Source organism: Sphingobium sp. FG125, assembly GCF_057809795.1.
In genome coordinates this window covers 33,220-47,269 of record NZ_JBMDKQ010000027.1, presented here as the reverse complement: position 1 = coordinate 47,269, position 14,050 = coordinate 33,220, and the positions used below count along the sequence as shown (strand labels likewise).

Below are 14,050 nucleotides of genomic sequence, written 5' to 3'. Positions count from 1 at the left end.
TAAAGCACTCGATTCCCCCAAGGAATCCCCCAAGCGTAATTGCGCAACAAAGCCGCTTCGGATCATAAATCGAACTGCCTGGTGCATCGGGGGCGCAGGACTGGCCGAGAGCACGCATCACGCTGTGGATGGCGGTCTTCGCAACGTCGGCCCCGCCGCTAGCGAGATGGGCGGCCTTCAGGCCAGCCGCAACGACTGCAGGCGGCGCCTTCAGACTCGCGATCTCACGCAGTTCAGCCGTGCTGAGGGAAACCGATGCTGTCTGAGCGGACCTTTGGGCAACCCGCTCTCGCACTACAAAGCGCGGCCTATCGAAGCCAATCGCGAGGGTCATGCGCCGCAAGACGGCAGGGTCCAGTCGCGAACGCTGATTGACGATCCAGATCGTGGAAACCTGGGGAGCCTCAACGAGGCGGTTGATCCACTGCTTGGAACTGCCCTTGCGCTCGCTCATCATCAGGACATCGTCGGCTTCGTCGACGACGATAACCCTGTCCCGGTGATGGCGGCACATGGCGCGCAGGATCATGAGATGATCGAGGCGCTCGGAGCGATCAGGCTCGTTGCCGAAGTCGTCGCTCAAGCCGGCAAAGATCGCGCCGCTTCCTGCCTCGCTGGCGAGCGAGCGGGCGAACTCGGTTTTTCCCGTGCCGGGCTCGCCGAACAACAGAATGCTGACGGGTTCCTTGCTCACAAAGACCTTGAGTGCGACGCTCCGCAAAGGATCGAGGTGCTCGAAATCATCCCAAAGCAGTCCCCCTTGCTCCGGTTCAGGCATGAGCCAGCGCAGCATGTCCTCCCGGGTTTCCGCATGAACCCGAATGAGGCGCCTGAGCAGCGGGCTCAGGCTGTATTCTCCGTCACGGTCGTCATGAAGGAGACGGGACGCGAAGAGCGGGGCGCCGGGCATCAATTTCTGCTCGACGGTATTGTTGGCAAGGCCAGATAGCTGAGCAACGGCACTGGGGGTGAGGTTGCTGCATGACATGGGGGCACGGCGCACGAGCTCCCGCCAGCACTCAAATTTCCCCCAGCGAGCGAAAATAGTGAGGATCGTGATTTCAGCGGGATCCAGACCGAACAGTTCACCAACCCATGCAAAGACATTGTCCAACTGGGCTTGCTTGGCACGCTTCGCTGCCAATTGCCGAGCTACCGCCCGCATTTCGACCAAGGAGGGCTTTTCCCTATTGGCGAGCTTTTGCAGCGCCGCAACCGGCACCTCCCGGTCAATGAGATCAATCAGATCCTCACCGCACCGCTTCACCTGGTTGACGCTCAACCCCTGCAATACGCGCGCAGCAGCATGCGCGAAATGCGCTGTTTCGCCCTGCTCGTTCTGGCCGAACTCCGCTTGTGCTGCCCTTTGACGTGCCATGTTGTGCGCAATCTCCCTGAGCTCCAGTTCCATGAGGAGCCTTCAAACATACGAGTGCGACAATAATGGTCGTATAATGTGGGGATTACGCGTGATCCGACTTGCGCTTGAAGAGCAGGCAGTTAGCAGTAGCTGGAATGACAAAGCGCCTCAGTAATCTCGATCGCACACTAAAACTGGTGCATGCGTTGACGCAAAGCATCGAAGGCTTGTCGCTCGATGAGATGGCTGCATTGCTCGAGGTGAACCGTAGAACTGTTGAGCGTCTGCGCAACGTCATACTCATTCATTTCGACTTGGAAGAAACGGTTGATGGCCGCATCAAACGGTTCAGGATCAAGGATAGCCCGGGTCGGGCTTATGCGAGGCCAAACGCTGCCGAAGTCGCCGCCCTCCAGGCCGTGGTTGAAGCCGGACGCATTGAAGGCACCGCCAACACCGAAGCACTTGAGAAGCTGCTGTCGAAGATCAAGATCGCCTTCGACAGCGCCGAGCGGCGCCGCCTGGACAATGATCTCGATCTGCTCACCCGGCTGCAGCGATCGCGAGTTGCCGCAGGGCCTGCGGTCATCGCTTCGCCCGAGGATCTGACAACGATCCAGTCAGCGATCCTTGCCGCCCACTGTGTCGATTTCGACTATCAGCCCGATTGGGCGGCTGAGCCTTCTTGGCGGCGCGTCATCCCGTATGGATTGATCCACGGCCCGATCACCTATCTGCTGGGCAAGATGCCGGATCGGGATGATCCGCCATTCACCTTTCGGCTCGACCGTATGAGCAACGTTCGAGACAGCGGGATCGTCGGCTGCCCACCGGATGATTGGGATCTCGACGCCTGGATGGCCCGCAGTTTCGGCATCTGGCAAGAAGAAGACCATGACATTGTGCTGAGGGTCCTCCCGCATGCGGTGGAGCGTGCGCGCGCATGGCGATTCCACCCGCATCAGCAGTTCGAAGATGATGGCGAGGAACTGCTGGTGCGGTTTCGTTCCGGCGGCCTGTTCGAACTCGCCAATCATCTGTTCGGATGGGCGGGCGACTTGGTCATCGAAGGGCCCGCTGCATTGAAGGAAACGATCGAGAAGCGTCTCTCCGCTGCTCAGGAAATGCTACGACCGAATATGTCGTAATGGTTTAGCAGGGATAGGGCAGGGCATATTGCGACGATTGTCGGGGGGATCGTTTGAATGTTTGAGAATTGCCATCTTCGGATCGGCGACGCGCCATTTGCGAGCTGCATGCCGCTCAGCTCCCAACGCCTGGCGAGCCTCTATGCCTTGCCTCACTCTACCGAGGAGCCCCTGCGCGAGGTCCTGGAAACGCTGGGCGACAATGTGCCCTGGGCGGAAAGCTTCGCGGTCGCGCCCGAACAGACTGCCTCGGCCATCGCGACCATGCTGCGCCATCTGATGATGGCCACGCGAGACCTGGAGCCAGGAGCCATAGCGACCGATGCTTTGCCGTCGGATGGGCGGGCGCGCATCCACATCGATGCGCTACGGGATCTTTGGCTGGGTAATCCAGCCATTGTGCCGGCCGACCTGGCAACGTTGAAGGCATTCCTGGCCTGTGAAGCGGCTGAGTCCTTGCAGTCGTTCCAAGTTATTTGGGATCGGAACTGCACCCAGCTGACATCTCTCGAGCGCGCTGTGCTCGAGCACCTTGAAAGCCACCACGGCAAGCTCGACGAGGACGACATTGACCATGTGCGGTTGATCTCGGATCGCAAGATTTTCCGCGCGCCTGCCTCGGTCCTCGCCGGTCATGTTCAACGGCATCTTCTGGACCCGTCAGCGCCTACCGCGCCCATGGACGACAGCCTCGCGGTTCTCTCTGTCCGGGACGCATTGACTGAATGCGAAGCAGCCGCAGCCATCGTCCAGCGCTGGCTGGCCGAAGATCAAACTCTGGCCGCCAGTGAGATCTGCATCATCTTGCCGTCCGGTCCGGAATACACTCATTACCTGTCCGAAGCTTTCGGGCAGGCCGGCCTTACGACATCGTCCTTGCCTGGTGTTCCGGACCGCAGAAATGTTGGGGGTGAGACGCTCCTGCATTTCCTGCAATGCCGGCGGCGCCCAGCGCCCGCCATGGCGCTCGCCTCGCTCTACTGCTCCCCGATCCTTTGCTGGCCCCCGGACGTGGGAACGGCCCTGGCCAGTGCAGTCATGGCCGGCGATTTTCAGCCGATGCTGGTGCAGAGCTTTAGCGGGAAACAGGCAGCGCTCTTCTCGCTCATTCGGTCAGCATCACCTGCTACGAACGGTCAGCTCAAGGAGCAGATACGCTCCTTCCAAAGGCTGCTCAGTGATGACGAACTCTTCGCGCCAGATGTAGCCGAGGCGAAGCAGCTGGCATCGCGCCTCCTGGCTGCTCTCGGCAATGCCAATGATGCCGCCGAAGCAGAACTGGAAAAGGCCATTCAAATGGCTGCTGCTTATCAGGCGCCGCCTTGCCCACGGGGGAACTACTTCCTTGGCGGCATCTCGGTGATGCTGGCCCATGAAGCGCCCAAGCGGCAGTTCCGCAAGCTTCTCGTCCTGGGCTTCAACGATGGTGCCTATCCGCCATCTCCGTCGGGCAATCCGTTCTTCCTCGATAGCGAGGTTGTGGCGATTGCCGGGGCAACTGGCTTGCAGCTACCGTCGCAGGCTAAGCAGCTCGATGCAGCGCTCGAGCTGTTCGCGCGTCAGATTGGAGCTGCCAGTGAACAGGTGATCTTCCTCCTGTCAGAACGCGATCGTGGCGGCAGCTTTCTTACCGTCTCGTCGAGCTTGCCTCTCATCGCGCGTCTCGTCGCAGGCTTGGAAGACCCAGAATCACTGGTCGTGCCGCTGACGCATAGCGAAGGGACTATCTGGGACAGGCTGGTGGCCTGGAAGCCACGTCCCGTGATGGAACCGCTCCAGCCGCTTGAGGTGCCGAGCCACTACGAGTTCGATCTCGATCTCCTTGGTCTACGCAAGAAGGATGATGGCAGCCCGAGGGCGCAGAGCCCGAGCCGTCTCGAGAAGCTGCTCATCAGTCCACTGGCCTGGGTTTTGGCTGAACTCGGCGCCGAGCATGTTTCGTGGCAGCCGGAGGCGCTTGACGTCATGCTGCGTGGCTCGCTCGCGCACGAGGTGTTCGAGCGCTTGTTCCCACCGGGCAAGGATCACCCTTCGAACGAAGTCATCGAAGAGAAGGTGCCTGATCTGCTGCTGGAACGGATTCGTGCGATTGCGCCATTTCTGCAGACGTCGGCCTGGGCTGTCGAACGCAATACGCTCGAGGCGGAGATTACCAAGGCGGCCAAGCACTGGTCGATGGTCCTCAGATCCCTCGATGCCGAGATCGTGGGCAACGAATTCTGGCTCTCAGGCACCCTGTTCGGCCATCCCGTGCACGGCAAAGCTGACTGCCTGCTTCGCCTTCCCGATGGGCAGCCGATTGTCGTCGATTACAAGAAGAGCAGCTCGGGAACACGGCGTCAGCGCCTTCAAAAAGGCTGGGACCTGCAGGTTGACCTCTATCGACGCATGACCGTGCGGATCGATGAGCGCAGCCATGAAGGCGTTGTCCGAATTGGTGAGACTCTGAGCGGTTGGTCCAAGCTCCCGGCCGTTGCCTATCATACGCTCAACGACGGGAACTTCCTCCTCAACGGGGTTGAGGTCTTCGATAGCACGGAGGTCGAACTCGTTGCCGGAGACATCGCTGCCAATGCACTTGCCTTGATTTCGGCTCGGTTCGAAGCTCTCAAGGCTGGCCGGCTGGAAACAAACACCACGGCCGATGCCAAATTCTTCCAGAAGGCAGCATCCCTTGGCACCTACGCCTTGGAGGACAGTCCGTTGATCACCGCCTTCATGCGCGACGACACCGCTCCCTCTGTAACCCTTCCGGACGATCACGATGACTGAACTTTCGATTGTACCCGCAGGGGCAGGGGCGGGCAAAACCCACCATATCCAGGAAACCCTCACCCAATGGGTCAGGGACGGCAAGGTGCGGCCCGAGAAGATCCTGGCGGTTACCTTCACCGAAGCCGCCGCCGGGGAGCTGCGGCAGCGGATAAGGGGCGCGCTGATTGCGGACAGCAATCTTGCAGCAGCGCTGGCTGTTGAGCGAGCCTATGTCTCGACCATCCACGGGCTGGGCCGCCGTTTGCTGATCGAGCATGCCTTCGCATCGGGGTCATCCCCGCAGCAGCGCCTGATCGCCGAAGACGAGCAAGACTTGCTGATCCGCCGCTCGATCGAAGAAAATCCAGGGCTGAGCGAGCTCACCCGGAACCTGGCCGCTCTTGGCTATCAAGGAAGCTTTTCGTCGGACGAAACCGCAGAGGACAGCTTCCGCAAGAGGTTGCTCGGTGTCATCGCCTTGTTGCGAACGCTAGGACCGCGGGGCAGCGATCCGGCCATGGCCGACTTTGTCGAGGCATCCATCCGAGCCGGGTACGGAGCGCCGATCGGCAAATCCGATACCCTGGCAGCAGGGCTGAAGAAGGCTGTCGATGCCTTGCTTACCGCCTGGCCGCGATCGCTCGCTGACGAGGCAGGCAGTGCCGCCGCCAAGACTGCATTCCGCGAGAATTTTCGTGCTCTGAAGCAGGCGCAGCAGCTCCTCGCCGCCAATGGTAAGGACTGGCGGCTGTGGCAAAGGCTGCGCGACCTCCGTCTGTCGAAGCGCGGCAGTGCGACCCCTGATGGCTACGATGATCTTGCAACGGCGGTCATGCTGACGGCCGACAGCCTGATTTCTCATCCCGGACCGCTTGAGGACGCGGTCTCGCATGCCCGCGCCTTGGTGGAAGGCGCACAGTCGGCGATGACGGACTACGAGACCCGCAAGCGTGAGCTGGGCGTCATCGACTTTAGCGACATGGTGACGAACGCCGCCCGTATCCTCGATGAAAAGCCAGCCGTGCTTGGCGCCATCATGGACGAGGTCGACTGCGTCATTGTCGATGAGTTCCAGGACACCAACCCGATCCAGTTCACCTTTCTGTGGGCACTCGCGCGCAGGGCCAAGCGAGCGCTGATCGTTGGGGACACCAAGCAGGCGATCATGGGCTTCCAGGGCGCGGATCCACGGCTAACCGTCGCGCTTACACAGCAATTTGAAACCAGCCCACTCGACCGGAACTGGCGCTCCGATCCGCGCATCATGGATTTCGTGAACGCGCTGGGCCCGTGCCTATTCGGGGAGGATTATACCGCGCTTGCCGCGCAGAATGCCGCCGGGCACGACACCGCCATGGAGGTCATCGAGCTGGCCAACAAACGCGGTGCCCGCTCTGGCGGAAAGCCCCAGCATTTCATCGCTGATCGCCTCCTGTCTCTGCTGACGGATGATCAGGTCACCATCGTCGACAGGCATTCCAAGGCCCTGCGCGATCTGGAACCACGGGACGTTGCAATCCTGTGTCCGACGCACAACCACTGCGCGAGCTACGCGGCTGCGCTGCGTGCACTGGGTTTGCCAGTCCGCGTCGCAGAAGGTGGCTGGTGGCAAAGCAAGATCGTCCAGGCAGCGTGCTTTGCACTCCGCTTCGCCGTCGATCCTGCAGACAATCACGCAGCTATCTGCACCGCCACGCTCGGGCCTGGGGCAACCCCTCTTACAGAGGCTCTGGACGCGCTGGCCCGCAATGGCCGGATCGAGACACCTGAGCTAGCGGCGTTGCAGGGGCTTTGGCCGGACTCCCTTGCGACGCCCGTGGACAGACTGGTTCACCAGGTGATCCAGGTCGCCGGACTGCGGGACTGGTGCGACCGGCTTGATGATCCAGCGCAGATGAGAGCGGATCTCCTTCGCTTCGAGGCTGAAGCGGCGGCTTTCATGGAGGCACACCGCGATATGCGGGAAGCCTCCGGTTTCTATGGCCAGAGTGCCAGCGTTTTCCTTGGTTGGCTCGAGAACAAGGTGGGATTGAAGGGCGAGGATTTGCGCCCCAATCCTGCCGGCGCCGAGGCCGATGGCATCGAGATCGTGACCTGGCACGCATCGAAGGGGCGCGAGTGGCCGGTCGTGGTCGTATGCGGTCTGGACCATAAGCTTGATCCTCGTGCTGGCACATTCAGCACAAAGTTTCCCGGCTTCGACGACCTCGATCATGTGATCGAAGAGGCGACACTTGCCTATGCTCCTGATTTTGCTGCTCCAGAGGCGACGGCGCGCTTTCTCCACGAGCTCTATCCCGAGAGTGAAGAAACAGCGCGCCGATTGCTTTACGTCGCTCTGACCCGTGCGCGTGATCGCTTGATTATCGAATGGCCGCAGGATGACGACAAGGTTGAGCCGCCCTTGCCGATCACGGCGCGTCGTCTTTTGAGCGACGTCTGTGGCATCAAATTGCAGGGCAATCAGATCACTGTCGGTTCGGCGAACTTCCCGTCGCGCATGACGATCTGTGACAAGGAGCTCCCGGCATCGTTCGATACGGAAGGCAGAGTCTGCTTGGCGAGCTGTAACCGCGAACCTAGGTTTGCCATTGAAAAGCGAGCGGTCGGCTCGCTGGTTTTGGTGGTCAGTCCCTCGCAGGCGGTCGCCACCGCTCGGCCTCTGCCTCGTCAAATCGAGACCCGGGCGATTGCCGCAGGTGTTCGGCTCACTGGATCAGATCTCGCCCAGGCAACGGATAAGGGAACTGCAGTCCACGAAGCCTTGCGGATTTTGCTGTGCAGGCCAGATCTGCGGGGCAGGGTAAGCCAGCATTGCCGGGTCTCCGCCGCTGAGGTCGAGCTTCTCGCGCAACAGGCGCAAGCGCTTCGTCAGACCCTCGCAGAGCTTGGCTATACGCGCCTGCATATCGAACAGCCAATCGAGCTCAAACTGGCCGACGGAGGACGTCAGAGCATCATTGTCGATCTCATCGCCGAGGGAACGGATGGCTTCATGATCGTGGACCACAAGAGTGGCCCGGTTGCTGATCACGCAGCCCGCTTCGAGAGCTATTGGCCGCAGCTAGCAGCCTACATCGATGCCGTTGAGTTTAAGGCTGGCAAGGCCGTCCGAAGCGCTGCTGTGTTCTGGACCGAGACTGGCGAGTTGACATTAGGACCAGTGTTGTGTGGCACTAACGAACGCAGCAATCTTACTACGCCTGACTGGGGGATGCGATGAGCGTCCAGTGGGGTACGTTTGCTCCCGACTCAGCTCCGTCATACCGTCGCCTGCAGACGCTCGGACTGACGGTCGCAATCCGGCACTATAACGACCGATCCGTCCCAGGGCTTGGTGGGCTGAGCTTCGGTATGCCCATCGCGTGGTCGTTACTCGGCGTCTGGTTAGCTGAGGAGATTGGCAATCAGGTTCGGCCGCTCTCGTGCGCCAATGCGATCGAAGCTGCAGTTATGGTCCAGGCGCTGAAAGAACGGCGCAAACGAGCGCGCGGCCACCGCAAGCTTGCCGGTGTTTCTGATACAAGCTTCAAAGCTTTGAGCGGACGCGGGGCTTATGTGACACAGCCCTACCGGATGGGAACAGTCGAGCCGCTGCTGCGGCTGGGGCTCGTTGTTGGCGCGAGCCAGCGATTTAATCTGTATCGCCTAGCGCCGCCAGGCGAACGCATCCTCCAAAACCTGAAGGCGGAACAGAACAAATTGAGAGCTTGGGCCACTGGCTCAAGCCTGACGCGAATCGGGCGCTTGGCTCCGGACGCCCCCTTGCCGGCAGCTTCCGCCAAGCTCCTCGAGCGTCAACTGCGTGATTATGGTGACGCCCATCGGCGTAGAGCCCTTCTTGATCTTCCAGAAGAGGTTCTGCGCGAGGCAAACATGACGAGCGCCGAGCCGCCTAAAGGCATCGAGCAGGCCCACTGGAATGACATGCGTAGCGGTGTGGCTCTGATTCAGCTTCGCAAGGCTGCACTCGATGCAATTGCCGTGATCGAGGAACAGCTTACGTCAAGCGGACGAGCTGGGCTGACCGTGCACCAAGCAGCGGAGGCGGCTGGCAGCAAGCTGGAGCAAACTGCGGTACTGGCGAGTACAATGCTCGCTCGCGACGATACCAGCCCGGGCCAGCTAGCCCACGAATTCGCCCGAGTCTGCCGATCATCGGCGGAGGTCGTCATCGCTGAGCTCGCCAGGCGCGACGGAACCGTGATCAGGCTGTTGCCGAATGGGCAGGTGGGCCTCGGCCCAGCCGGAGGACAGCTCGCTACGGGAATGGACGACGAGTCGGACCAAGAAGGTCTTGGGGAGACCGCCACGGTTATTCCTGAGCTTCCCAGGATCCATAACCTGTACGCGCTCAAGCGCGACCTGCAGCTGAGCATGGCGGATCATTGAGTGGAACGGACAACCATACTCAGTTGCTTCACGCCGCCCGAAGGGTTCGAGGGCAATTTCGGCTGGGTTTGCGGCTTCACCGCGAATGCAACAGTCTTGGAGGAAATGGCCGATCGGTTCACCTCCGGCGTGCGGCGGCCGCGTCCGTCACTCGCCGCCTTTTTGCATCCCACATCTTTCCACTATCCGGTCCTGCGCGGTGTCTCAGTTCCCTTCAGGCGCTCGAGTGCCAGCTGGTCATTCAACCTGCTTCACGCAAAGGTGGCCCTGCTCCATTTTGTGGGTCCGCATGGCTCTCGGCTGCGCCTGGTCGTTTCTACCGGGAATTGGACCTACGATCCGATGTCGACCAGCCTCGACCTGTTCTGGATCGTCGAATGGGATGAAGCTACTCCCGATCGCCAAGCTGCCTCTGACATCAGAGCCGCAGCGGCGATGTTTGTATGGCTTAGGCAGCTGTTTGATACCTCGGTCCTCGAGGCCGATTGGGGCCATGGAACTCCTGAAAACGGACTGCGACGGGCTGTCGAACTCCTTCCCGCTAAACGCCTCCCTCCCAGCCGCTTTTTAGACTCGCGCAAGGGTTCGTTGCAGGAGCAAGTTTTGCAGGGGCTCGCCCAAGCGCCACACAAGCGCAACCGCGTACTCATGGGATCGGGCTATTTCGAAACTGGAGAGCACGCCGATAGCGGAGTGCTGTCCGAGTTTGTTCGACAGCTCTCGGAGCGCGGATTTGCCACCGCTAGACCGCGCGTCGACGTCATATTGAACCACGACGCCTGTCAGGGGCTCGCCGCGCAGCGTCTGGAATTGGAGAAGCTTGAGTGGCAGTTCAGGCGCCCGTTCAGTCGCGAGCTGCCGGGAGCTAAACTCCACGCTAAGTTCATTTTTAGCGCGGGAGGGTCCCAGAACTGCTCAAATCCCTGGTGCTACATCGGATCGGGAAATCTTAGTCGCATTGGGTTCACGCGCAGCGTCCGGAACGGCGGCAATCTGGAAGCAGGTGTCCTCTTCTTTCCTGAGGAACATCTAACCTGGCACGGGGATGACAAGGCCGCATTGTCTCGCCGATTGCCGATCGATTTGAACAGCACTGTGGCGGTCACCGAGCTTTCAGACGGCGATCCCTATGAGGCGCCAGCACCTGCCATCACTCCCCCACCGGTTAGTTATCTCGTGTGGCGCGATGCCACTTTACAGCTGCCCGATGGGGCGCCGAGCGAAATCGACGTTACCGTTCGCATGGGGAGCGAATGGCTTCCCCTGCCACTCGCGATGCCTGAACCTCTCGTAACGGCAGTGCTTGGCCCTTCGGGTGCAGAGGTGCCGATCCTCACCGAAGGAGGCTTCATTCTTCCTCCGCCGGCGCCGAAACGAATTGAGGATGTCCTGCACGAACTTGCGATTTTCCCGCAAAAAACACCCCGTGAGCGCGATCGTGACCTCGCACCCGACGATGCGGGTGATGAGGATGATCCCAGTCATGAGAATGCAGCGGCCGACTACCCGCTAAGGCGCGCCATGAGGCTGGTCGTTAAGCTCACCGAATATCAAGGCGTGCGAACTCCTGCTGAGTGGGAGCGATGGGCCAACCGGCTGGATGAGCTCCTCGAAGCGGTGACCGAACCGGAAAGCGAAATGATCGCTGCCCTGCGCCTGTGCGGCATTGACCCCCTTTCCGCGCTGCTTGAGCCCATGTTCCAGCCGGCCGACCTGTCCGCAGAGCAGCGAAACCGGCTCATCCCGGTCATCGCGCGAATCCGCAAGCTCTGGGAGCTGGATCAATGCGCATCGCTCGTACCGGGCAAAGGCGGAGCTACATGAAGCTACAATGGACTGACGTTGCCGATCGCCTCGAGGAGACCGCCCTTGGTGATACCTTAGCCGATGGAACGAGACTGCAGGATGGTCAGCGCGCGGCGCTCCTGGCCATCTGCGAGCGACTGCGCGGTGGTCAACTGGCGCTATTACTCGCCGACGAAGTGGGCATGGGCAAAACTCTCATCGCTGCTGCGCTGATCAAAGCTGTGCAACGCAGCGGCGGGCGAGCCGCGATCATCATCCCGCCAGGCCTTGGAGCTCAGTGGCAGGCTGAGCTGAGACGATTTGACGCAGCCGATCACACGTTATCTCCGCTGCGGTCCTATTGGGGCTTCATTCAGGCATATGCCCGCGCAGAACACCTTTCAGATCGACAGCTTTTGCGCGAACGGCGTGAGCGAGAGTTGGCGGATCGGCGCCTGCAGCTGCAGCTGCCTTCCGGGACCTGGGCACAGGAGCCTCTGCTCTTGCTGTCGCACACCCTTGGCCGTCTCGTGCAAACGGAGGGTACTCAGACCGAGTATCAGGCGCTACTTGACGCTATCTTGAAGGTGCACGCAGGGACGCGCGCTTATCGCCGCGATCCGGCCAAAGCAGCCTATCAGAACGTTGCTCGAGCAGCCGCTGAACGTATCCTCGCCGGGCTCTCCTCTCGCGAGCAGCGGCAGCTTTGCGAAGGCCTCACGCATCGAACGCCCGACCTTCGTAAGGCTATCTGCCTTGCCATGGGACGTGCTCTGGGCAAGTTTGATCTGATTGTCATTGACGAAGCGCATAAGACTCGCGGTGCCGAGAGCTCTTTGTCACGCGTGCTGGACACACTGGTTTGGAAGTCAGAGACCGCTTTCCACCTTGGCATGACGGCCACGCCGGTTGAACTCGACCCTGATCAATGGACGCACACGCTCGCTCGGTTGAGTGTTCGAAGTGAAGATCTGACGGAAATGGCTGATGCGATCCAGCGTTACGATCGCGAGGTTCAGAACATTCAGGTTGACGAGGCCCTTACTTGGGATTTGGTCAACCGATATGCTGAAGCTTCCCGCATTTTACATTCTGTACTTGCGCCATGGGTGTTGCGGCGAGACAAGCGAGAGGATGACCTTCTCAAGCGCTTCCAAAAAGCCTGTGGCTCGCATCGCGAGATTGTTCCGATCGAAGTGCCGATCTCAAAAATGCCCCTCGCATGGCGACGGATCTTCCTAACCAGCGAAGCGCTCTCCCAACTGCACGAAGAGCGCCTGAGTCCTCAAGATCGGCGGATGCGGCTGTCGTTGCCCAGCGGTCGCTCTCTGCTGGACGGGGCTGAGGAAATGGCTCGATTGCAGGCGTGCGATGACGAGATAACGCAGGTAGATTCACCAGGCGAGCCGATTGGTCCCTGGCAACGCCTTAGCCGCGAACTGCTTGGTGAGGAGGGCATCAGTCTGTTCGATCACCCAACGGTAATCCGTACTGTTGAGGAAATCGAGCTCGCCGTACGCGCGGGGCACAAGGTTCTCGTATTTGGCAGGTTCATCAAACCGATGCGCGCGCTAACGTTCTCGCTCGATGCGCGTGAGATGGTTCGACGCCTCTGCGCCGAAGACAAAGTCGAAAACAGATGGCCTCAGGCTGGACTTGGCGAGCTCGACAGCGAACGAGAAGCTGCGCTGAAGGTGGCGCTGAGTGACCCGGCCGTGAACACGCGCGGGCTCGATCGTGATGCGGTGGATAAGGCCCTTCGCAAGCGCGCCAGCCGCTTTGAGACAGCGCGCCGAGCCAATCTTGAAGCTATGCGCCGCGAACTTGCCGATGACCCGGCAACAGCCGACCTCAGAGAATTCTGGCTAGCAGACGGCAGACGACATGATGGCAACTCAGGGCTTCTAGCTGCGCTTGAAGACCAGCGCAGCTTCTCCGAACGACATCAGCCGTGGACCAAAAAAGCCATGTTGGCGGCTTTTCGTTCTCTCGTTAACGAAGTCACGAGTGGGGACCCAGCGGACGATTCTGACCTTGACGTGAAGGCGCGTCTCGCTGAGCATCTGTTCGACTTCGCGGGCCGTGAAGGGCACTTCGCCCGTTTAATGTATGGCAATACGGCACCACAAACGCGGCGGCTCTTGCAGGCAGCATTCAATCGCGAAGGAAGCTGGCCGCAAGTTCTGGTGGCACAATCACTGGTAGGACGAGAAGGGCTAAATCTCCATAAGTCGTGCCGAATGGTTGTGCTGCTTCACCTCGAATGGAACCCGGCCCACGTCGAGCAGCAAATTGGCCGTGTCGACCGGATCGACAGTAAGTGGGCGCGCGAGGCGGAGGCATATTTGGGCACGGGGGACGTTTCAAGCTCACCCCCCAGGATTGTCGTTCGCCCGGTCATCATTTCCGGCTCCTACGACGACCACCATTGGTCCGTGCTAAAGCGAAGATGGGATAGCATGAGAGCCCAGCTTAACGGTGATATCATACCTGAGGCAGATGCTGATTCATCGGAACCAGAGCGACAGGTACTGTTTGACAAGATCAGAGCTGCAACGCCTACCTTCGCGCCACCTCCGCTGGCGAACTGCTAAAGGAGATTGTGAGAATG

General features: G+C 60.4%; 7 protein-coding genes. 6 read left to right on the top strand and 1 reads right to left on the bottom strand.

Going from position 1 to position 14,050, the window contains the following annotated elements; genetic code table 11:
• The coding region (locus ACODSR_RS19060) for an AAA family ATPase (protein WP_489078178.1) at positions 1–1,411 on the bottom strand (1,411 nt) is incomplete at its 3' end.
• Positions 1,412–1,515: 104 nt separating this feature from the next.
• Here ACODSR_RS19060 and ACODSR_RS19055 point away from each other — a divergent pair.
• The 6 genes from ACODSR_RS19055 to ACODSR_RS19030 are packed head-to-tail and all read left to right on the top strand — an operon-like array spanning position 1,516 to position 14,033.
• Positions 1,516–2,508 carry a helix-turn-helix transcriptional regulator gene (locus ACODSR_RS19055; protein WP_489078177.1) on the top strand — a complete coding sequence of 331 codons (993 nt, stop codon included), beginning with the start codon at positions 1,516–1,518 and terminating at the stop codon, positions 2,506–2,508.
• Positions 2,509–2,565: 57 nt separating this feature from the next.
• The gene (locus ACODSR_RS19050; RefSeq protein WP_489078176.1) at positions 2,566–5,280 is read left to right on the top strand and encodes a PD-(D/E)XK nuclease family protein; all 2,715 of its coding nucleotides are present in this window, start codon (positions 2,566–2,568) and stop codon (positions 5,278–5,280) included.
• A complete protein-coding gene (locus ACODSR_RS19045) occupies positions 5,273–8,485 on the top strand; it encodes a UvrD-helicase domain-containing protein (protein WP_489078175.1) in 3,213 nt (1,070 codons plus the stop codon). The genes ACODSR_RS19050 and ACODSR_RS19045 overlap by 8 nt, the downstream gene beginning before the upstream one ends.
• Entirely contained in the window at positions 8,482–9,654 is a 1,173-nt protein-coding gene (locus ACODSR_RS19040) for a hypothetical protein (RefSeq protein WP_489078174.1), read from the top strand. The genes ACODSR_RS19045 and ACODSR_RS19040 overlap by 4 nt, the downstream gene beginning before the upstream one ends.
• The gene (locus ACODSR_RS19035) at positions 9,655–11,478 is read left to right on the top strand and encodes a hypothetical protein (protein WP_489078173.1); all 1,824 of its coding nucleotides are present in this window, start codon (positions 9,655–9,657) and stop codon (positions 11,476–11,478) included.
• On the top strand, positions 11,475–14,033 hold the full coding sequence (locus ACODSR_RS19030; RefSeq protein ID WP_489078172.1) for a DEAD/DEAH box helicase family protein: 2,559 nt from the start codon (positions 11,475–11,477) through the stop codon (positions 14,031–14,033). The genes ACODSR_RS19035 and ACODSR_RS19030 overlap by 4 nt, the downstream gene beginning before the upstream one ends.
• The last annotated feature ends 17 nt before the right edge of the window (positions 14,034–14,050 follow it).